The sequence below is a fragment of the Aggregatimonas sangjinii genome (genome assembly GCF_005943945.1).
GTDB lineage: Bacteria > Bacteroidota > Bacteroidia > Flavobacteriales > Flavobacteriaceae > Pelagihabitans > Pelagihabitans sangjinii.
In genome coordinates this window covers 2,068,152-2,090,379 of sequence record NZ_CP040710.1, presented here as the reverse complement: position 1 = coordinate 2,090,379, position 22,228 = coordinate 2,068,152, and the positions used below count along the sequence as shown (strand labels likewise).

The window sequence follows — 22,228 nt, the reverse complement described above, 5'->3', positions numbered from 1 at the left end:
CACTTCGTACTTCCCACTTCGTACCTCGCACCCTGAATTACACTTGTTTTATTATTATTTTAAGAGTTTTGCCCTAAGATTAAAACGTGAGAATTGTATTTTTGATATACGAAAGGGGTTTAAACTTTTTCTTTTACAGATAAGCGCTACGCGATTACCCGTTAAATAAGGGAATATAGGTCTACGAAATTGTAATGCTAGGCCGCATAAAACATAACACATATGGCATTTTTAAAAACAATATTAATTATTCTCCTGGTGTATTACGGTCTAAAGATTCTTCTAAGAATGTTCGCGCCTAAAATAATGGGCTACGCTGCCAAGAAAACTGAGCAACACTTCCGAGAGCGTTTCGGGGAATTCACGAACGCACACCAAGGACGACCTACAACCGAAGGTGAAGTGGTAATCGAAAAACAACCGAACAAAGGAAGGCAATCAAAGGATACCGTTGGCGAGTACATCGACTTTGAGGAAATCGATTGAACAGACGCTGCTTTAACTCGAGATGAGTTCACTATCTTAGCGTAATCAACCACTACATCCATTCATGAAAACGGGGTTTAAAGTATTTTTGATACATTTTTTTGTAGCTGTTTTTTTTATAATCGCCGCCTTAGCTTATTTCCATCCCGTTCTACAAGGGAAAGTAATCTACCAATACGATATCGCGCAATATACGGGGATGGCCAAGGAGCAGAACGACTTCCGAAAGCATACCAAAACAGAACCTTATTGGACGAACAGCGCTTTCGGTGGTATGCCTACCTATCAGTTGGGTGCGTATTACCCACATGATTACGTAAAAAAACTGGATAACTTGATTCGGTTTTTGCCTCGCCCTGCGGATTATCTTTTTCTTTATTTTATTGGATTCTATATCCTGCTATGTTGCATGAAAGTCGATTACAGATTGGCGATTGTAGGTGCACTTGCATTTGGTTTTTCTACTTATTTGATTATCATTTTTGGAGCAGGGCATAATGCCAAGGCCCATGCCATGGGGTATATGCCTGTCTTACTCGGGGGGATCATATTGGTGTTTCGAAAGAAATATTTATGGGGATTAGTATTGACTGCCGTGGCCATGGCACTGGAAATAAGGGCGAACCACTATCAAATGACGTACTACTTCATGCTTCTGGTGCTTATCTTGGGCATTGTTTATTTGGTCGATGCCATTCGAAAAAAGTATCTGAAACATTTCTTCGTATCGACAGCAATTTTATTCGGGGCCGTGTTCCTGGGTATTGCGGCCAATGCTACCGGTTTAATGGCCACAAAGGAATATGCCGATTGGAGTACTCGGGGTACCTCGGAACTTACTGTCGATGCGTTTGGCAATACAAAAGAGAACATTGAAGGACTGGACAGGGAGTATATTACACAATGGAGCTATGGGGTTGCCGAATCGATGAACTTGTTCGTGCCTCGCCTATTCGGTGGGGGTAGTTCTGACAACCTCGGTGAAGATTCAAAGGCCTTTACATTCTTGCTGGATAAGGGCCTGCCTAGGGATAGAGCATTGGGTATCGTACAGCAAGTACCATTGTATTGGGGCGACCAACCGATTACTTCGGGCCCGGCCTATATTGGCGCAGTAGTATTTTTTCTGTTTCTTTTAGGGCTGATTTTGGTGTGTAAAAAGGCAAAATGGTGGCTCTTAGGTGGAACTATTATGTCCTTGGTATTGAGCTGGGGAAAGAATTTCAGTCTGTTGACCGATTTCATGATCGATTACTTCCCGTTGTACGACAAATTCAGGGCGGTATCTTCAATTCAGGTTATTTTGGAACTCTGTGTTCCGGTGTTGGCGATTTTGGCACTTGTTGCACTTTTTGACAAGTCTATAGACAAAGCGAAAAAGTTGAAGGCTTTTTTGATTTCCGGCGGGATTTTTATTGGGATATGCATCCTCTTATTTCTCTTTAAAGGAACATTTGATTTTGAATCTGCCGCTGATGATGGTCTACGGAATAATGGCATGGCGGATCTTGCCGATATGTTCATCGCTGATAGGAAAAGTGTGTATACAAGCGATCTGCTGCGTTCTTTGATTTTTGTGCTGTTGGCGGCAACGGCTATTTACCTTTATCTGAAGGACAAATTCAAGCAAAATATCGTCATTCTTATTATAGGAGCCCTGATTGTTTTCGATTTGGTGGGGGTCAATTTACGCTATGTGAATAAAGATAACTTTGTTTCCAAGAGAAGAATGCTGCAGCCTTTTCAGCAGACTGCCGTTGATCAGCAAATCAAAAAAGACAAGAGTATCTATAGAGTCTACGACCAACAGGAAGGCTTTGGTGCCCGAACCGCTTATTTTCATCAGTCCATTGCAGGATATCACGCCGCTAAACCAGCAGGAATGCAAGATCTTTTCGATTATCATATCGCCAATGGCAATATGAACGTATTGAATATGCTTAACGTAAAGTACGTTATACAGCAAAATGAAGAAGGCGCCAGCTATCCCGCTTTAAATCCCGATGCAAACGGCAATGCCTGGTTTATCGAAAAACTAAAACCCGTAAGCAATGCCGATGAAGAAATCAAGGCATTGAAAAATCTCGATACGGCAAACGAAGCCATTGTTAATACGGATAAGGTAGAAGGTGTTACAAGAAATAATTTTAAGCGGGATTCTACTGCCCGAATAGAGTTGATAGATTACAAACCAAACCACCTAAAATACCGGACTAGAAACAACAATTCAGGTTTGGCAGTATTTTCCGAGATGTACTACCCCCACGGCTGGAAAGCCTTTATCGACGGCCGACCTACGAAGCACTTTAGGGTGAATTATGTGCTCAGGGCAATGGAAGTTCCTGAAGGCAGGCATGATATCGAGTTCAAGTTTGAACCTGAAGTCGTAGAAACCGGCAGTAAAATCACTTTGGCCAGTTCGATTTTTCTTGGGCTTATCATTTTAGGTGGAGTTGGGTTTTCTTTTTGGCGCACTAGAAAAACGGAGGTAAAAACGCAGCAACGCTAGAGTCGAACGGCGATTTGATCCAATGCATCTCCCAGGTACCTAATTGCAGTATAATTGATCGAATCCGATGAAAAAAATACTTGTCATCACGTATTATTGGCCGCCAGCAGGGGGACCGGGGGTGCAACGATGGCTAAAATTCGTCACCTACCTGAGGGATTTTGGGATTGACCCTACAGTCTACATTCCGGAAAACCCGCATTACCCCATTCAAGATACGTCACTGTTAAAGGAGCTGCCTGAAGGAATCACCATTTTAAAACATCCGATTCGCGAGCCTTACGGCATTGCAGGTCTATTGTTCTCAAGGAAGACCAAACGAATTAGTTCAGGGATAATACAGACGAAGAAGCAATCATTATTGGAAAAAGCCCTTCTTTGGGTCAGGGGGAATCTTTTCATTCCCGATGCACGAAAAAATTGGGTCAAACCATCTATCGCCTATCTGTCGGAAGTAATCGAGCGGGAAAACATAGCTACTATTATTACCACAGGGCCGCCCCACAGCGTGCATCTTATAGGTCATGGTTTGAAAGAAAAATTACAATTGAATTGGCTAGCCGATTTCCGAGATCCTTGGACTTCCATCGGATATCACAAAAAGCTGAAATTGACCAAAAAATCGGAACAAAAGCATAAGGATTTAGAGAAAATGGTCTTGAATGGGGCCGATAAGCTTATCGTCACCAGTAGAACCACGAAAATAGAATTTCAGCATCTTTCCGATACCCCAATTTCTGTCATTACCAACGGCTATGAATCCGATTATCAGGGTGGGGCGGATTTGGACGAAAGTTTTACGATAGCCCATATCGGTTCGTTGCTAAGCGGCAGAAATCCCAAGAACCTCTGGAAAACGCTGTCGGATATCGCCCGGGAAAATGCTGTTTTTAGAACCGATCTTAGATTGGAGTTCATAGGGGTCGTCAGCGAGGATGTATTGGATACCATTTACCGCTATGAGTTGGCACCCTATCTCAAGTTGAAAGGATACGTTTCCCATGCCGAGGCGCTACGCAGACAGCAAAGGGCCCAAGTATTATTGCTGGTAGAGATCGATTCGGAAGAGACCAAAGGCATCATTCCGGGGAAGCTTTACGAGTATATGGCTGCTAAACGCCCTATTCTGGCGGTGGGCCCTGAAGGTTGGGACGCAAGCGAAATCGTAGAGGATACCTTGACCGGGGCCGCATTTGATTACAATTCGCGAGCCGAACTAAAAGCTATGATTCTTGCCTACTATACTGCTTATAAGAAAGGACAGTTGTACGTAACATCAAAAGATACGGAGCAGTATAGCCGTAAGGCGCTCACCAAAAAATTAGCTGAACTAGTCTAATGGGTATCGTATTCAAACAATCGTTGCAGAATACCGTAATTACCTATTTAGGGTTTGGTATCGGAGCACTCAATGTGCTGTTTTTGTACACCAATTTCATGTCCGATGCATATTACGGCCTGGTCAATGTAATTCTTTCCGCGGCGACCATACTCATGCCGATCCTGGCCTTTGGGGTGCCCAACGCCCTGGTCAAGTTCTATTCCGGTTTTACCGACGAAAAAACAACCGATGGTTTCTTGATGCTCATGCTGCTGCTGCCGTTGGCACTAATATTGCCCGTAGCATTGCTTTCCTTTCTGGCATACGATGCCATTGGAAGTTTTTTGGCGACTGAAAACCCTATGGTTAAGGGTTACGTATGGTATATCTTTTTTATCGGTATGGCTATGGCCTATTTTGAAGTGTTCTATGCCTGGGCAAGGATTCGGATGAAATCCGTTTTTGGAAATTTCTTAAAGGAAATCTTTTGTAGAATTGGTCAAACGGTCTTGCTGGTGTTGCTCTATCATACCATCATTGACATCGACATATTTTTGATGGCCTTGGTCGGACTCTTCGTGGCTCGAATGCTCATTATGAAATTTTATGCCTATCGCTTACGGATGCCAAAGCTACGTTTCACCCTACCACCGAAGACTGGAGTGATTGTGAAATACAGTGCATTGATCATACTTGGAGGCTCGGCGGCCGTCATTTTATTGGAAGTCGATAAGGTCATGATCAATCAGTTTATCGCAATCGAAAATGTAGCCTATTATTCAGTAGCAGGTTTTATGGCCGTCGCCGTCGCCGTGCCCATTCGGGCGATGCACCAAATCACGTATCCGTTAACGGCAAAATTACTAAATGAAAAAGACCAAATGGGATTACGGCAACTGTACCAAAAGAGCTCTTTGACACTGTTTATCATCTCGGGAATGTTGTTCGTGCTATTACTTTTGAACCTCGATGACATTTATAAGTTGTTACCGGAAAATTACGGTCTGGGAATGCAAATCGTATTTTGGATCGGTCTGGCGAAGGTTTTTGATGCCCTAATGGGCAATAGCAATTCTATTTTATACAATTCCGACTATTATCGAGCTATATTACTGATGGGGGTAGGGTTGGCGGTTGTCACGATTCTATTGAATTTGTGGTTGATTCCTACTTATGGCCTCAATGGTGCCGCCATTGCCAGTTTTAGCGCCTTTACCATCTACAATATCGTAAAGCTTTTGTATATTAAAACAAAGTTCGGAATGTCGCCTTTTTCATCCGAAACCCTTAAGGTGGTCTTCCTTTTAGCGGTTACCGTAGCTATCTTTTACTATGTACAGTTTCCATTTCATGCATTACTGAACATTATTTTAAAAAGCGCCTTGATGGTCGCCTTATATGTCGGGATTTTGTATCGGTTTAAGATTTCGGAGGATGTTTTTGGGCTGCTTAGGAGATTTTTAAGGAAATAGAGTTCCTATGGAGGTAGGTTCATTACTTTTATAAGATGCAATACCATTTCGCGAACTTACCGGATAGGGTAAAAGCTGCCATTATCGATTCTATAATCCTTATCGTCATGATGTACGGTGCAACCCAATTTCTAAACATGTTCTCGAACGTTACAAATACGGTCAGAATGCTGATATTCATACTGGTTTTTTTACTGTACGACCCGTTATTGATTTCACTTTTTGGGGGAACTATCGGACATTCGAAAGCCGGTATTATAGTGAAAAGGGAAGCGGACACTTCCAAAAATCTTGCGCTTCCTAGTGCCATTTTGAGATTTGTAATTAAGATTTCTTTAGGTTGGATATCGCTTTTGACCGTAACGGGAAACAAAAAAAGAAAAGCGCTGCACGACATAGCTGTAGGCTCCTTGGTTTTAAAGGATGAAGTAAAACGATACTGATGAAATCGCACATAAAAAGAAATATATCAATAAGGGGTTCCGAAGAATTTTCACAAATTCGTTTAGACGACCCAATGCAAAAGGCTGCCGGATTTTTGGGAGTAAAGGAGGCCCTACGACATGGCTTTAAGGAAATGGGAGTAGTCCGGGCAATGCAAGCCTTTTTAGAGCTAAATCAGGAGGAAGGTTACGACTGTCCTTCCTGTGCCTGGCCTAATCCCGAAAACCCTTCAAAAATCGCGGAATACTGTGAGAATGGAGCCAAAGCAGTGGCCGATGAGGCGACAACCAAGCATATTGATGGTGATTTTTTCAAGAACCATTCAGTTGAAGAACTTTCAAAACTTTCGGATTTTCAACTCAATACATTTGGCAGGATTACCGAACCTTTGGTGTTACGGCCCGAAAGTGTTCACTACGAACCCATTTCTTGGCAAGGTGCCTTCGATATAATTTCTGAAAAACTACACGGATTAAAAGACCCCAACGAAGCCATATTTTACACTTCGGGACGATCGAGCAATGAGGCGGCCTACCTATACGGTATGTTCGCAAGGGCTTTTGGAACCAATAATATGCCTGACTGTTCCAATATGTGCCATGAGTCGAGCGGGGTAGCGCTTTCGGAAACATTGGGTATTGGCAAGGGGTCGATTAAATTGGAAGACCTTTATGGGGCCGAGGTGGTTATAGTTGCGGGACAAAACCCTGGTACTAATCATCCGCGTATGCTTTCAGCCCTTGAAAAATGCAAACAGAACGGGGGCAAAGTAATCAGCATCAATCCTCTGGAAGAAACGGGACTGGTCAATTTTAAGAATCCACAGAAAATCAAGGGGATGTTAGGTGGCGGAGAGGATATGGCGGATATCCATTTGGCCGTGAACATCAATCAGGATATTCCCTTGGTCAAACTGCTATTGAAAAAGTTAGTAGCGTTGGATTCCAAAACAGGGGATGTATTCGATCACGATTTCATTCAAACTTATGTAGATGGGTATCCCGAGCTCATCTCTGACCTGGAAACATATAGCGAAAAAGAACTTTTAGCCAAATGCGGAATACCCGTAGAAAAAATAGACGAAACGGTCGCACTCTTAGCAGGGAAGTCCAAAATTGTGGTCTGCTGGGCGATGGGTCTGACCCAACATAAAAACGGGGTAGAGAATATTCGGGAGTATGTGAACCTGCTCTTGCTCAAAGGCGCTATCGGAAAGCCCCATGCCGGTACCTGTCCGGTGCGAGGTCACAGTAATGTGCAAGGGGATCGCAGTGTGGGGATCATGCATTTCGTAGACCGAAAATTAAACGAAAGAATCAAGGAGCATTTGGGTTTTACACCTCCCGATAAAGAAGGGGTAGATACTGTGGGCGCCATGAAAGCCATGCATGACGGTGATGCAAATGTTTTTATCTGTCTTGGAGGGAATTTCCTGATGGCGGCCTCCGATACGGAATACACGGCTAAAGCCTTGCAGCAATGTGAACTCACAGTGCAAATCAGTACCAAACTAAATCGTACCCATCTAGTGACTGGAAAAACCGCATTGATACTGCCCACTTTTGGCCGATCGGAAAAAGATATGAAAAATGGCGACCTGCGCTATTTGACCATGGAAGATAGTATGGGGCGGGTAAGACAATCGCGTGGACTTTTAAAGCCCGCTTCTGAACGAATTAAAAGCGAGCCAGAGTTGATAGCTGAAATGGCAAACACTTATTTTGGAGGTAAACATGCGGTAAATTGGAAGGCAATGGGAGAAGATTACGAACTCATTCGCGATAGTATCGATAAGGTGGCAAAAGGTTTTGAGAATACGGCCGACCGGTCTAAGGGAGCGGGCTATTACCTTCCCAATAACGTGCGGGAATTGGATTTTAGCATGCTTCCCAATGGCAAAGCGCAGTTGACGATAAACAAGTTGCCCGACCATCAATTGAAAAAGGACGAGTTTATGCTCATGACTATCCGCTCACACGATCAGTTCAATACGACCATCTATGGTTTGAACGACCGCTATCGGGGCGTTTACAATGAGCGAAGGGTTTTATTTATGAACCCGCGTGACATGCAGGCCATGAATTTTTCAAAACTCGACGCCGTGCATTTGCACAGTAGGTATGATGGTATCAAGCGTACGGCCAATAATTTCAAGGTCGTTCCGTATCAAATCCCGCCAGGAAACTTGGCGGCCTATTTTCCGGAGACCAATGTGCTTGTACCGTATAACCATTTTGCCGAAAGGAGTAAAACACCGATCAGTAAATCGATAAAGGTCACCCTAGAAAAGGTTCTGGCGAACCTTTAGCCAAAATTGCCCCAGTGGTCATTGAAGTCCATATTGCAACCATACAATCACTACCCGTACGTCTACAAGAATACGGAGTAGGGATTTTTGCGACAGTTACAACCAAATCGGCACTTAAAAAAGCCTTGAAAAAGGAGCTGATTTTTGTTGACGAACGGGTGGCCACAACGGCCACTTTTATTAAAGGTGGGGAACGCATTGAACTAAAAGCAATTGACAATTCTGAAAAACCCAGACTGGTATTAGATTTGGAGGTCGTTTTTGAGGACGAATATCTGGCAATAGTCAACAAACCGGCAGGGATATTAACCAGCGGCAACCGCTTTAAGACGGTAGCCAATGCATTGACCCAAAACCTGCTGCCGAGCGCTCAAAAAGATGCCGTTTCCCCGCAACCCGTTCACCGCTTGGACTACGCGACTACCGGTCTATTAGCAATCGGAAAAACCAGTTCGAGTATTTTGGCACTTGGCAAATTATTCGAAGCAAGGGCGGTTGTGAAGTCCTATATCGCAGTGACGATAGGCGCGATGGAAACAAACGGGACCATTCGCCTTCCAATCGATACAAAGGAAGCTGAATCTCATTTTGAAGTGCTACAGACGATTTCCTCGAAGCGGTTCGGTTTTTTGAATCTGGTAAAATTGTACCCGAGAACAGGAAGAAGACATCAATTGCGCAAACATTCGGCCTTTTCGGGAAATCCCATTCTCGGGGATGTCGACTATGGAAGGCCGAATTTGATTTTGAAAGGAAAGGGATTGTATCTGCATGCCCATTCCTTGGCTTTTCGTCATCCTTTTACGGGAATCGATATGCTCTGGGAACTACCACCGCCCATGAAGTTTGGAAAGCTGTTCGATATTGAATAGTACTATCAAAAAACCTCCGTAGCAGACGAATCCACTACGGAGGTAAACAACTAACCAACCTAAAAACTATCTTATTGCCTTCTGGAACTACGTCCTGTTCTTGTTCTGGCATTGCTACTTCTACTGGTTCTAGAAGAAGCTTTACTTACTGTTCTTCGCGGAGCACTACTTCTGGCAGTGGTATTTCTGCTTTTCGAAGGTGCTTTACGCGCAGTGCTCGCGGTTCTTTTTTGCGTCGTACTTCTTTTAACCGTAGTACTTCTTGGCGTACGTGTAACTGATCTTTTCGTTACGGTGCCCTGTCTCGGTGAACGAACTGTCGTTGTTCTCTTCTTCACAGTACCCTGTCTTGGTGAACGAACTGTTGTTGTTCTCTTCGATGCGGTACGCTGTCTTGGTGAACGTACAGAAGACCTTTTGCTTACGGTTCTGTTCGCGGAAGAGCGGTTAGAGACACTTCTTCGTGCAACTTTACTATTTGAGTTTCCTCTTACAGCTCCGTTAGACCGTACAGTATTGCCACGTCGTGAGACGGTATTGTTTCGAGTTTGTTTCGTATTTCTCGCTACGGCTGTTCTATTACTTCTTGAAGCGGTACGATTACTCCGTACGGCACTGCTTCTTCTGCTATCACGAACGGCAACTCTTTTGTCGTTACGGTACACAGACGCTCTTTCCCTGCGGACTTTATTGTATCGGTGTGTTTTACCGATCGTAGCATACGTCCTTCTTTGATTGAAACGATACGGTCTGTAGTACGTATACCTAAGCGGATTGTAATACCTTCTATAAGGGCTTCCGAATACAAGACAGAATCCTAAAGATGGTCTTGCAAAGAAGGAATGAAAAGGTCTATAAGTGTAATATCTGTTGTAGGTGTTAATGAATCCGGTATGGTAATCGTATAGACCACGACGGTTATAGTATACATACATTCCGCCGACCCTTCGTACACGTCCTCGGTTATAGTTGATATCTACATCACCGATTTGGGTCACACGACCGTAAAAATCGTAAAAGATGGGTACGTTCTCCACTTGAATAACGGCACCGTAGTCGTCATACTGCGCAAACGGACTATAATCGAAACCGGAGTTAAAGGTTATACCGTTTCTGCGTCCTGTAACTTGATTCTCAATATAAAAATCAAATTCGCCGTCCGGGTAAACCGAAAACGTAATGCCATTTTCGACAAAAATAAAAGAGTTGTCGTATCGATAAGCATTGCGTGTTGCAACCTTATCATCTACTGTACTGGAAGCCAAGATACCCGAAGTACCTAATATAAGGGCTGAAAAAAAGAGTAGTACGTTTTTCATGATATAAGGTTTTAAATTCAGTGTAACTATTTACACTCGTCTTACTTATACCAAACAGCGTGCCATAAAATCTAATAATTTTTAATTTATTGATATTCAGGGTAATAAAAAATTAAAAACAACCAAAAACAACTACTTTTCAAAGTAGTGTATTTGAGGTATTTCGATTTTTTCGATTGATGAAAGAACTTTTTTTGGAAACGTACCGGTTTCTTTTATCAGCAGTTTATGGGCAAAATATGGTTATTAAAGCAAGTACACGATACCGTTTACGGTAGCATAAACCAAGCCTTAGGTGCGAGACATGGTAACTTTGAATTTTTTATATATAATAAGGTATACGGAAAGCACATCTTTTTAAGATATTTTCTGCCAAAGCGACGACCAGATATCGCATGCGGATTCAAGGTTTACGAAAAGGACATTATATATCTTCTTGAATTTTGTCCGAGATTAAAGGAGTTTTTCTCGTAAATACTGCGCTGTGTACGAAGTTTTGCTGGTGATTATTTCCTCCGGCGTACCAAAAGCCAGTAGTTGTCCACCTTTATCACCGCCCTCCAATCCGAGATCGATAATATGGTCGGCGCATTTGATGAGCTCAATATTATGCTCTATAACGATTACCGAATGCCCACGCCCGATCAATGCATCGAACGATTTCAATAACTTTTTGATGTCGTGAAAATGAAGCCCGGTCGTGGGCTCGTCAAATATGAACAACACCTTATCCTTGGTCGTTCCTTTCACTAAAAAAGAGGCAAGTTTAATACGCTGTGCCTCACCGCCCGAAAGGGTAGAGGACGACTGGCCTAAGGTAACATAGCCAAGACCGACATCGTGTAGCGGCTTTAGTTTGTTGACGATTTTTGTCTGTTTCCCTTTTTCAAAAAAATCGATGGCATCATCAATTGTCATGTTTAATACATCATCTATTGAGGCATCTTCAAAGGTTACTTCGAGCACTTCTTTCTTAAAGCGCTTCCCGTCACAGGTATCGCATTCCAAATGCACATCGGCCATAAACTGCATCTCCACGGTAATTTCCCCTTCGCCCTTGCATTTTTCACATCGCCCGCCATCTACATTAAAGGAAAAGTGTTTCGCCTGATAGGCCCTAATTTTACTTAGCTTTTGAGCTGCATAAAGTGCACGAATGTCATCGTAAGCCTTGATATAGGTTACAGGATTCGACCGCGAAGAACGGCCGATGGGGTTTTGATCTACAAACTCCACATGCTTGATTTCCTTGTATTTCCCGGCTACGGAGGTAAACTGCCCGGCCTTTTGGCCGTAACCACCAACTTCCTTTAATATAATAGGGTAAAGCAATTTTTTTACTAAAGTGCTTTTACCGCTTCCGGATACTCCGGTTATTACGGTCAACATATTTAAAGGGAAGGTAACGTCGATATTTTTGAGGTTGTTTTCCCGTGCGCCTTTGATTTCGACAAAACTACTGGTGGTGCGACGTTTTTCCGGAACCGGAATCTCTTCGGTACCGTTCAAATACCGAGCGGTAAGGGAATCTGATTGCAAGAGTTCCTGAAAAGTACCATTGGCCACCACTTGACCGCCATGGGTACCCGCTTCGGGACCGATATCGATAATCTGATCCGCCGCTTTCATAATGTCCTCATCGTGTTCTACCACGATTACCGTATTACCCAAGTCCCGCAACGATTGCAAAACAGTAATCAGGTTTTCAGTGTCTTTCGGATGCAGGCCTATACTTGGTTCGTCTAAAATGTACATGCTGCCCACGAGGCTACTGCCCAAAGAGGTCGCCAAATTAATGCGCTGGCTTTCCCCGCCCGAAAGGGAATTCGATTTGCGGTTAAGGGTCAAATATCCTAAACCTACTTTATCCAAGAAACCCAAACGCGTTTGAATTTCTTTGAGTAAACGAGCTGCAATTTGTCCGTCGTGCTCTTTTAGTTGTAGGTCGTTGAAAAATAAAATCAGATTTTCTATAGAAAGCCCTACCAGATCGGAAATGGATTTTTCGCCCACTTTTACATAGTCGGTTTCTTTGCGAAGGCGTTTGCCCTTGCAGTTGCTGCACCTGGTTTTCCCGCGGTATCTTGAAAGCATTACCCTGTTCTGGATTTTATAGCTTTTTTCTTCCAGCGTGGTGAAAAATTTATGCAAGCCTATAAAATGGTCATTGCCGTCCCAAACCAATTGTTTTTGCGCTTCGGAGAGCTCGAACCATGGCTTGTGGATAGGGAAGTCGAATTTGTAGGCCGAATTCACTAACTGATCTCGATACCAACCCATACTTTCACCGCGCCATGGGAATATACCATTTTCGTATACCGATAGGGCCGTATTGGGAATTACCAAATCCTCGTCGATTCCGATTACGTCGCCGTAACCTTCGCATTTCGGGCATGCCCCATACGGATTGTTAAAACTGAACAGATGAACGTTGGGCTCTAAAAAGGCCATGCCATCGAGCTCGAACTTGTTGCTGAACGGCGTTTGCTTTTGGTCGGAAAGTTCTTCGATAATACACTCTCCCTTGCCCTCGAAAAAAGCGGTATCCACTGCATTTGCGAGACGGTTGTAAAAATCTTCATCCGTCTTGGTAATAACGCGATCGATAACCAAATAAAACTCTTTTCCTATAGCTTCGGGAGCGGCATCGATGCGTATGACGGCATCTTTATATTTGATTCTGGCGTAACCTTGTTTCGATAATAATTGTAGCGATTTCAACGTGTCCTTACTTTCATCGATGCGAATAGGGGCCAATAACAAAAGCTTGGTGCCCTCATCGTACGATTTTATGAAGTTAATGACATCGGTTACGGTACGTTTCTTCACTTCTTTTCCCGAGATAGGGGAAATGGTCTTCCCGATACGCGCATAGAGCAATTTTAGGTAATCATAAATCTCGGTAGTGGTGCCTACGGTAGAGCGCGGGTTGGTAGAATTCACTTTTTGTTCGATGGCGATGGCTGGGGCAATACCTTTTATATAATCAACCTTAGGCTTATCCAACTTGCCCAAAAATTGTCGTGCATAGGAAGAAAGGCTCTCTACATAGCGCCGTTGTCCTTCTGCATACAACGTATCAAAGGCCAGACTGGATTTACCGGAGCCCGACAGCCCGGTAATGACGACCAATTTGTTTCGGGGAATAACTACATCCAAATTCTTCAGATTGTGTAGTTTGGCACCCTTTATGATAATGTTTTGCTTGGGATTTACATCCAATAATGTAGTCATGTACGTGTTTTCGGTTTGCAAAGATACGATACGTCGTGATTTTTAGCTAAGAATGATAGTTCGACCGCTGGAATAATACGCTACTTTTTAAAGGATTTTGTAAGTTGCATTTAATTTTCTTTATATTTGACGTAGCTAAACGAATAAAGCCTATCGATAAACAATTACTTTTTTAAAATTTCTGGAATAACCTTAAGGGACGCTTTGCCTCAAAGACGTCCGCCAGTTTTAACCTTAAAAGTAATTGTTATGGAAGAATTTATCGAAGACGCCGTTCTTATCAAACGCTACATTAACGGAGACGAAAGAGCATTATCTACCCTAGTCAATAGACACAATTCCCGAATTAGCGGTTTCATCTATTCCAAAGTCAACAATAGGGATATTACCGAAGATATTTTTCAGGATACCTTTATCAAAGTTATCAGAACCCTAAAACGCGGTACGTACAGCGAAGAAGGCAAATTTCTGCCCTGGGTCATGCGCATTGCCCATAATTTAATCATTGACCATTTTAGAAAATCAAGTCGAATGCCCATGTTCGAGGGTAGTGATACTTTCAATATTTTTTCCGTGGTGAGCGATGATGAATTGGATATGGAAAGGCAAATGATCAAGAACCAAATCGACTGTGATCTAAATCTTCTGATCGAAGAATTGCCCAAGGACCAAAAAGAGGTGCTTTTGATGCGTATATATAAGGATATGAGTTTTAAGGAGATTTCCGATAATACCGGAGTTAGCATCAATACCGCCCTGGGAAGAATGCGCTATGCCCTTATTAATCTTAGGAAGGTCATCGACAAGCACAATATTGCTTTAACGATTTAATAGACCACAGGTCGAATGGTTTTACCATATTTAATGTTGTGGCGTTATCCTTTTGAAACAATACCGATAGATATGGAAAATAGTTACACTGCGGATAATACTACTTGCAAATTGGTAAAGTCGAAATCGGCAACGATAAAGTTCTTATTGGATTATTCTAAATCGCTAACCATCTTAGAGGTCAAAAATATTCAGTTCGAAAATAATATGAATTAGACTACATTTTGTTTAGATATCGCCCATGGGTTTACGCTCATGGGTTTTTTTGTGTCTATCGGGTATTTACATGTCACCGTTTGCTAATTCATCGATCAAATCTTCTCTTCTTAACGAAATACCTTACAAACCATCCAAAGAAGTATATCGTTCACCGTTCAAAATAAGACTCTCCGCAACGGGCCATTTTAGTATTAATTGTACTACAATTCAAAAAAACGTGGTTTCACATCAAAAAAAGGGTGTTTGACAACAATGTTTTTTCCAACCCTCTGCTATTCTATAGTTTTATATCATAATTACAAACAAGCATAGCTTTTGTAACGAAAGCTTTTAAAGACAACCAGATAACCAAAAAATACTTTTGAACGTAAAAGTCGACTAACCCAAAATCCAATTCCTTATGAACTCTCAAATTGAAGACTCAGTATTAGTAAGCAGTTACATCCAAGGTGATGAAAAAGCGTTGGAAGTTTTAATCAACAGACACAATCAGAGAATCTCTAGCTTCATCTATTCCAAGGTTTTGGATAGGGATGTAACCGAGGATATTTTTCAAGATACCTTTATAAAGGTAATCAAGACATTAAAGAAAGGTTCGTATAGCGAAGAGGGAAAATTTTTACCATGGGTTATGCGTATTGCGCACAACTTGGTTATCGACCATTTTAGAAGAAACAAAAGAATGCCGATGTTCGAAGGTACCGATGATTTCAATATTTTTTCGGTTATCGGAGATGATAAATTGAATGCCGAGAAGCAATTGATCAAAAATCAAATCGATAGCGATTTAAAATCACTCATCGAAGAATTACCGGACGATCAGAAAGAAGTGCTATTGATGCGCATTTACAAGGATATGAGTTTCAAGGAAATCTCTGAAAATACAGGCGTTAGCATTAATACGGCTCTTGGTAGAATGCGTTATGCCTTGATCAACCTTCGGAAAATCATTGAAAAGAACAATATTGTTTTGACCAACTAGAACGAACTTATTCGTTAGCTGAACAATATTTGCATATTGATGCCGTTATGGTTTTATAACTATACGATATTAATATGGAAAAAATCTACGCTAAGCATCAAAAAAGATGCGAATTGATCAAAGCCCAGCCCGAAACAGTGCAATTTCTGTTAGATTTTTCGAAATCCCTGCACATTGTAGAGCACGGCAGCATGAAATTTGAAAACAACTTGAACTAGAAGTTTTCTGGTTAAACTCGTTTAACATTCGAATGGAGTTAAAAAAAAGGCCCGTCTCAGCGGGCCTTTTTTTTATGGTATGCACTCAACACTGTTTTTCTACCAATTGTTTTAGTGATAATATCTTTTTCCAAATCCCAACCTCTAGCCGGACTATATTCCCGACCGTACCAAATAATCTGCAAATGAAGGTCGTTCCATAATTCCTTGGGAAAGAGTCGTTTGGCGTCCCTCTCGGTTTGCACTACATTCTTACCATTGGTAAAGCCCCAACGGTACATCAATCTATGAATGTGGGTGTCGACCGGAAAAGCGGGAATACCGAAAGCTTGGGATACGACGACGCTGGCCGTTTTATGGCCTACAGCGGGCAACTCCTCCAAAAGTGCCATATCCTCAGGGACTTTACCGTCATATCTGTCGATAAGTATATGTGAAAGACCGTGAATTCCCTTAGACTTCATTGGAGAGAGCCCGACCGGCTTTATGATTTCCCGAATCTCGTCCACTGACATTTTTACCATATCAAAGGGGTTGTCCGCTCTTGCAAACAGTAAGGGTGTGATTTTATTGACCCGAACATCGGTGCTCTGTGCAGACAGTAATACCGCAATAAGCAAGGTATAGGGATCTTTGTGTTCTAAAGGTACGGGTATGGTCGGGTAAAGTTCTTGAAGGGTTTTTATGGTAAACGCTACTTTTTCGGCTTTGGTCATGCGATATGCTGTGATTTTTCTGATGTAATGTTGCAAGGACTAATTTATACTATTTCAAGCCGGGCGAGTACTATAATTACAGATTCCGGAAAAGAAAACTTTTTAAAAGTTGTCCTCGAAAGTTCGGGTATAGCAGCGATTACCTCCTATAAATTTTATATTTTCGAAGCTTCGGTCATATCATCGAAATTATAAAAAATTATGCTATGAAAATGTTGAAAGTAGGGGATAAGGTTCCCGATTTTATTTCTAAAGATCAGGACGGTACCATTATCAAACTGTCGGATTACTTGGGCTCTAAACTCATCATCTTTTTTTATCCCAGGGCCAATACGCCCGGCTGTACTGCCGAAGCTTGTAATTTAAGGGATAATTATTCAGAGTTAAAAGCGCAGGGGTACGAATTACTGGGGGTGAGCGAGGATTCTTCCAAAAAGCAATCGAATTTTAAAAACAAATACGACCTACCTTTTCCGTTGCTCGCCGATGAAGACCATACCGTGATCAATACCTTTGGGGTTTGGGGGCCTAAAAAATTCATGGGAAGGGAATTCGACGGCCTGTTGCGGACAACTTTTATCATAGATGAAAAGGGAGTAGTAGAAAAAGTTATCGAAAAAGTAAAGACCAAGGACCACGCGGCGCAACTATTGGATTAGTAACAAATAGGACATCTAGATAATGATTCTGAAGAAAGCGAATTAGGCTGTTTCTGGTCTTTGCGAAATGTGGTTGGCTTGGTAATTTCTGAATACGGCTCAAATTGCAAAAAAGAAAATTACGAATTGTCCTAATTTGGCCTATCGAGCCAAGGTAGCAGCCTTGAGAACCGCTAGATTAAGTCATTCTGGTCTCTAAGATACTTCCTTACTCTCTTTGATTTCTTCTTCGGAAGGCAGGTGTTTTCGAGAGAAAAGGTTTCGCTCTTTTATGATTTCGGCAATTCCCTCAGGAAGCATATCTTCCCACCCTTCCTCGTTATGGATCAATTTTTTGAGCGCATCCCGAGAAAAAATGTGCATGATTTCAGGGTCATAGTCTATGATATCCATAACCTTTCCGTTGTACTTGAAAAACTTGTACAACTCCTTCATTCGCGGGTGGACCTTGACATTATTACTGGTCATCACCTGTCCGGTTTCGGCGTTTTTCATCGGGTAAAGGTACACCTGAAGTTCTTTGAAAAAGAGCTTACCAAAGGCTTCTAGAATACCACCGCTCAAATGCCGATAGTATTTTTCATCAAAGACATCTACGAGATTGTTAACACCCATAGTGAGACCTATTTTCGCCTTGGTGTAATTATTAAAGTATTCCACAAGTTTGTAGTACTCCTGAAATTTTGAAATCATTACCGTATGGCCCAAAGAACAGAGTAGCTCGGCCCGATCCATAAAATCACGTTCGTCTATCTCGCCGGAGGCCTTCAAATTCGACAGGGTAATCTCAAAAATGACGATGGTCCTTTCCTGGTCAACATCCTGGTCGCGAAGAAAGATATCATACGATTTTTTGAACATATCCATATTTACCTTTGTCACCGGCCTAAAGCTACCGCGCAGGGCAAGAATGTTTTTTTTATACAATATAGCCGCTGGGAGTAGATTGTTGCCATCCGGTCCGAACATCACGGCATCGGTCATGTCGTTTCGGATAAGTTGGAGACTGATCAAGCGGTTGTCGACATTCTTGAAATTCGGGCCATTGAAGTTGATCATGTCTATTTCAATGGTATCCTTATCGATATGATCGTAAAGGTATTTCAACATTTTACGGGGCTTGTCATATTTATAGAAAGCTCCGTAAATCAGATTCACACCAAGAATACCCAATGTTTCTTGTTGCAGGCGCGCTTCGTTTTGTTTGAAGCGCACATGTATGATAATCTCGTCATAGTCTTTTTGGCCAGGTTCTAGTTGAAATCGAATCCCGATCCAACCGTGGCCTTTATAGCGCTTTGAAAAATCGATGGTCGCCACCGTATTGGCATAGGAAAAAAACAGTCGTTCGGGATGTTTTTCGCGACTGATGCGTTCTTCCATCAGTTTCATCTCATGGGCGAGCATTTTTTTTAGTCTGGGTTGGGTCACATAGCGCCCGTCTTTTTCGATTCCATAAATGGCATCGCTAAAGTCTTTGTCATATGCGCTCATGGCTTTGGCAATGGTTCCCGATGCACCCCCGGATCGAAAAAAATGTCTTGCGGTTTCCTGACCTGCGCCTATTTCGGCAAAGGTCCCGTAGATATCGGGGTTAAGGTTAATGCGAAGGGTTTTTGATTTTATTGAGGGAATATTTTCAAATGCCGTATCCCTTTTTAGAACTGATGCCATGGTGTGTTTTTACAGTAACAAAGTTAAAAGAATCAGCCTATCTATTAAATAAATAAGTTATAATTTTGAAATTAATGACAAACGGATTAAAAATTACGTTTTTAGGTACTGGTACGTCGCAAGGAGTGCCCATAATCGGTAGTGAACATCCCGTATGCCTGAGCAAAGACCCCAAAGATAAAAGACTACGCGTTTCGGTTCTACTGTCTTGGGATGAGTATAACTATGTAATTGATTGCGGCCCCGATTTTAGACAACAAATGCTCGCCAATCCGATTGCGCGATTAGATGGCATTCTTTTTACACACGAACATGCCGATCATACGGCCGGCATTGATGACATACGTCCCTTTTTCTTTAGACAGGGCGATATTCCGATTTATGCACACGAACGTGTGGTGACCGCTTTAAAGAGACGTTTTGACTACATCTTTGTAGATGAAAATAGATACCCTGGCGCGCCATCCGTGGCCATTCATTCCATTGAGAAAAATGTTCCTTTTTCAATCGGGAATACCACGGTAACACCTATTGAGGCCTACCACAATAGATTGCCGGTATTCGGGTTTCGCGTAAAGGATTTTACCTATTTGACCGATGTTAAGACAGTACCGCCCGATGAAATAGAAAAAATAAAGGGTACAAAGGTGTTGGTAATCAATGCCCTTCGAATAGAAGCACATCATTCCCATTTTAATTTAGAGGAAGCCCTGGATTTTGTTACCCAAATAAAGCCGAAAACCGCCTATTTCACCCATATTAGTCACTTACTTGGTTTTCATAAAGAAGTGGAAAAGAATTTACCCGAAAATGTATATTTGGCCTATGATAATCTAACCATATCGGTGTAGATGGTGTTTGGGGGAAACATCACTAAATCCCATCGGTTGGCTATTCCCCTAAGCGTAGAACGCTAAACAGAAAAAGACAGATTTTTATGAAAACCAAGATATTTCTCTACCTATTTATTTTCACGGCCCTGATCAGCTTGTACCTGTTTGTAAGCAGTGGAAAAATGGCAGCTGCCAAGGATGATAAAATTATCGCTTTGCAAGATGAAGTGGCCGTCTTAAAAGATTCCGTTCAAAAATCGCAATTGTCGGTGTTGGACATGCAATATTTTTCGCTGCAAAACAATGATGATGCCTTGGCGTATTACGACCATTTGGCTATTGAAGACCCTACACGCTATATATCCGATAAATTACTTGAAACCAACGAGAAATCAGGTGACAACCCTTTAATACCATACGAGGGAATGGAAAGTGATTTTAAGATCAACCGTATTAAACTTTTAAACCACAAATGGATAATCGCCGACTTTTCCGATGGAAAATATTGGGGCGAGCTGCTGATCAAATACGAGTTGAAAGACGATTTGGGAGTCGATTTTACCATGATGGACCATTTACTGTATACTCGAAGTCAATAGAAAAAAGTAGATGCTCGAATTGCCACTAAACGACAATAATTTTTGATTATTTAGAAGTAGAAATCCCGGGAAAGTACGCTATCGGTTTCTATTTTTCTAAGAATTTTCCAACAACCATTTCTTGAACGAATAGAAGTTTTGAGGAGCTACCCCATGACCCACAGGGAATTCTTCATACACATAATCGATATTCAATTGGTCTAAAATACCCGGGATACGTTGTGCCCACTCCGGTGGGATCACCTGATCTACCTGCCCGTGGGAAGCATAGATTTTCAGTTGCTCAAAATTGTTGTTTTGATAACCCTCAATGATGATTTCTTTGTTGATATATCCACTTAGTCCGACCACCCTTTTTATTTTTTCAGGATAGGAAAGGGCCACCGCATAGCTTAGGATCGTACCTTGGCTAAAGCCGATGAGCGTAACATCGGTATTGTCGAGGCCGTAGGTAGTGCAAGCTTCATCAATAAACCGGACGATTTTTTCACGGGACTCCTTGGCCTGTTCGTCATCACTCCATTTTCCATTTTGCCCATCAAAATTTATGGCGTACCAGGCATGGCCGAACGGTTGCATCGGGTAGGGAGCGCGAACGGAAATGATAGTGTATTTCTCCGGTAGTTCAGGCGCAAAAGAGAATAGGTCTTCTTCGTTACTACCGTAACCGTGTAGCAGAAATAGTACAGGGGCTTTTCCTTTTTCAAGGTTCGAAGGTCGTATAAGGTGTTCTAAAGATAGGGGAGCAGTGGTCATGTTTGAAGTCTTTATTGAATAAACGTAAACCATTTTTGGAACAACGGACCTAACACCGGAACAGACTGTTCTTTTTCGGTCAGTGCGCCGATAAAGCCGTAGCCCCAGAGTACGATATAGCAAACATAGAGGCCGTACCAGGCATAGGCATTGAACCACTGGCTCAAGAAGAGTGCGAATCCTAAAAAGAAGAGATGCAACCCAAAAGCCTGCCGGGTATGAAAACGAGCGAATTTATTTTTGGTTTCGCTGTTCATACTCATGGCAATTAGGGCCCCTACAATGGTAAAGTAGGCAACGATTGCAGTAGTTTTTCCTTCTTTTACATCGCTCATGCATCAAATGTAGGTGAACTGCATATCTTCCGCAAAAAAAAGAGGCTCGAAAGGAGCCTCTTTTTTATTATAATTTTACTTTTTACTAACCACCGATAGTTCCAATTACTGGAACCGGTTCTGCTTTTAGTTTTACTGCATTAATAAGACCTATAATCCACAAAACCAAAATTCCCAAACTAAGAATAGAACCAACAATGGCTATTGAGTCTGGTAAAAACCTGACAACTACGTTTAGGATAATACCGAGGATACTTATCCTCAAGGATTGTCCAATATGAAATTTCGCAAATTCATTGTTTTTGCTACTATTCATTACAAAAGCAATAATTAGCCCGATGATAGTAATATAGGAAATGATTGCCATTGTTTTTCCTTCTTCTTTTACTGATTGTTCCATAATTTAAAATTTAAGGTTGGTTAACTTGCATATATAACTCT

Annotated in this window: 19 protein-coding genes; 12 read left to right on the top strand and 7 right to left on the bottom strand. The window is 42.0% G+C overall.

Annotated elements, in window-relative coordinates; translation table 11 throughout:
• The first annotated feature begins 222 nt into the window (after positions 1–222).
• The 7 genes from FGM00_RS08525 (at position 223) to FGM00_RS08495 (ending at position 9,412) form a co-directional block, all read left to right on the top strand.
• A complete protein-coding gene (locus tag FGM00_RS08525; protein WP_138852495.1) occupies positions 223–486 on the top strand; it encodes a DUF4834 family protein in 264 nt (87 codons plus the stop codon).
• Between the two features lie 64 nt (positions 487–550).
• Positions 551–2,995, top strand: coding sequence for a YfhO family protein (locus FGM00_RS08520; RefSeq protein WP_138852494.1), 2,445 nt, complete (start codon positions 551–553; stop codon positions 2,993–2,995).
• 67 nt (positions 2,996–3,062) lie between these two features.
• Positions 3,063–4,334, top strand: coding sequence for a glycosyltransferase family 4 protein (locus FGM00_RS08515; protein WP_138852493.1), 1,272 nt, complete (start codon positions 3,063–3,065; stop codon positions 4,332–4,334).
• Positions 4,334–5,788 (top strand): lipopolysaccharide biosynthesis protein, encoded by a 1,455-nt coding sequence (locus FGM00_RS08510; protein WP_138852492.1) that lies wholly within the window; start codon positions 4,334–4,336, stop codon positions 5,786–5,788. Before FGM00_RS08515 ends, FGM00_RS08510 begins: the two co-directional genes overlap by 1 nt.
• Before the next feature lie 35 nt (positions 5,789–5,823).
• Positions 5,824–6,231 (top strand): RDD family protein, encoded by a 408-nt coding sequence (locus FGM00_RS08505; RefSeq protein ID WP_138852491.1) that lies wholly within the window; start codon positions 5,824–5,826, stop codon positions 6,229–6,231.
• Positions 6,231–8,540: an FdhF/YdeP family oxidoreductase gene (locus tag FGM00_RS08500; RefSeq protein WP_138852490.1), complete on the top strand. Its 2,310-nt coding sequence runs from the start codon at positions 6,231–6,233 to the stop codon at positions 8,538–8,540. Before FGM00_RS08505 ends, FGM00_RS08500 begins: the two co-directional genes overlap by 1 nt.
• Before the next feature lie 14 nt (positions 8,541–8,554).
• Positions 8,555–9,412, top strand: a complete 858-nt coding sequence (locus FGM00_RS08495) for an RluA family pseudouridine synthase (RefSeq protein ID WP_138852489.1) — start codon at positions 8,555–8,557, stop codon at positions 9,410–9,412.
• 71 nt (positions 9,413–9,483) lie between these two features.
• Here the strand turns inward: FGM00_RS08495 and FGM00_RS08490 are convergent, their stop codons facing one another.
• Positions 9,484–10,731 (bottom strand): hypothetical protein, encoded by a 1,248-nt coding sequence (locus FGM00_RS08490; RefSeq protein ID WP_138852488.1) that lies wholly within the window; start codon positions 10,729–10,731, stop codon positions 9,484–9,486.
• Between the two features lie 453 nt (positions 10,732–11,184).
• Positions 11,185–13,965 (bottom strand): excinuclease ABC subunit UvrA, encoded by a 2,781-nt coding sequence (gene uvrA / locus FGM00_RS08485; RefSeq protein ID WP_138852487.1) that lies wholly within the window; start codon positions 13,963–13,965, stop codon positions 11,185–11,187.
• Between the two features lie 249 nt (positions 13,966–14,214).
• Between uvrA and FGM00_RS08480 the strand changes: the two genes are divergently transcribed.
• Together FGM00_RS08480 and FGM00_RS08475 are read left to right on the top strand one after the other, a co-directional pair.
• Positions 14,215–14,796: a sigma-70 family RNA polymerase sigma factor gene (locus FGM00_RS08480; protein ID WP_138852486.1), complete on the top strand. Its 582-nt coding sequence runs from the start codon at positions 14,215–14,217 to the stop codon at positions 14,794–14,796.
• 619 nt (positions 14,797–15,415) lie between these two features.
• The gene (locus FGM00_RS08475) at positions 15,416–15,997 is read left to right on the top strand and encodes an RNA polymerase sigma factor (protein WP_138852485.1); all 582 of its coding nucleotides are present in this window, start codon (positions 15,416–15,418) and stop codon (positions 15,995–15,997) included.
• Positions 15,998–16,271: 274 nt separating this feature from the next.
• Here FGM00_RS08475 and FGM00_RS08470 read toward each other — a convergent pair whose 3' ends face one another.
• Complete coding sequence (locus FGM00_RS08470; protein WP_138852484.1) at positions 16,272–16,931, bottom strand: endonuclease III domain-containing protein; 660 nt, start codon at positions 16,929–16,931, stop codon at positions 16,272–16,274.
• Between the two features lie 206 nt (positions 16,932–17,137).
• On the opposite strand from FGM00_RS08470, the gene bcp reads away from it, so the two are divergent.
• Positions 17,138–17,590 carry a thioredoxin-dependent thiol peroxidase gene (bcp, locus tag FGM00_RS08465; protein WP_138852483.1) on the top strand — a complete coding sequence of 151 codons (453 nt, stop codon included), beginning with the start codon at positions 17,138–17,140 and terminating at the stop codon, positions 17,588–17,590.
• 195 nt (positions 17,591–17,785) lie between these two features.
• Here the strand turns inward: bcp and FGM00_RS08460 are convergent, their stop codons facing one another.
• Entirely contained in the window at positions 17,786–19,264 is a 1,479-nt protein-coding gene (locus FGM00_RS08460) for a TonB-dependent receptor (RefSeq protein WP_138852482.1), read from the bottom strand.
• A 74-nt stretch (positions 19,265–19,338) separates the two neighbouring features.
• Here FGM00_RS08460 and FGM00_RS08455 point away from each other — a divergent pair, with 74 nt between their 5' ends.
• Together FGM00_RS08455 and FGM00_RS08450 are read left to right on the top strand one after the other, a co-directional pair.
• Positions 19,339–20,115 (top strand): MBL fold metallo-hydrolase, encoded by a 777-nt coding sequence (locus FGM00_RS08455; RefSeq protein ID WP_138852481.1) that lies wholly within the window; start codon positions 19,339–19,341, stop codon positions 20,113–20,115.
• An 86-nt stretch (positions 20,116–20,201) separates the two neighbouring features.
• Positions 20,202–20,696, top strand: coding sequence for a hydrolase (locus FGM00_RS08450; protein ID WP_138852480.1), 495 nt, complete (start codon positions 20,202–20,204; stop codon positions 20,694–20,696).
• 96 nt (positions 20,697–20,792) lie between these two features.
• Here the strand turns inward: FGM00_RS08450 and FGM00_RS08445 are convergent, their stop codons facing one another.
• The 3 genes from FGM00_RS08445 to FGM00_RS08435 form a co-directional block, all read right to left on the bottom strand.
• Positions 20,793–21,452 carry an alpha/beta hydrolase gene (locus FGM00_RS08445; RefSeq protein ID WP_138852479.1) on the bottom strand — a complete coding sequence of 220 codons (660 nt, stop codon included), beginning with the start codon at positions 21,450–21,452 and terminating at the stop codon, positions 20,793–20,795.
• 11 nt (positions 21,453–21,463) lie between these two features.
• Complete coding sequence (locus FGM00_RS08440) at positions 21,464–21,787, bottom strand: hypothetical protein (RefSeq protein WP_138852478.1); 324 nt, start codon at positions 21,785–21,787, stop codon at positions 21,464–21,466.
• Between the two features lie 85 nt (positions 21,788–21,872).
• Positions 21,873–22,187, bottom strand: coding sequence for a hypothetical protein (locus FGM00_RS08435; protein ID WP_138852477.1), 315 nt, complete (start codon positions 22,185–22,187; stop codon positions 21,873–21,875).
• Positions 22,188–22,228: the final 41 nt, after the last annotated feature.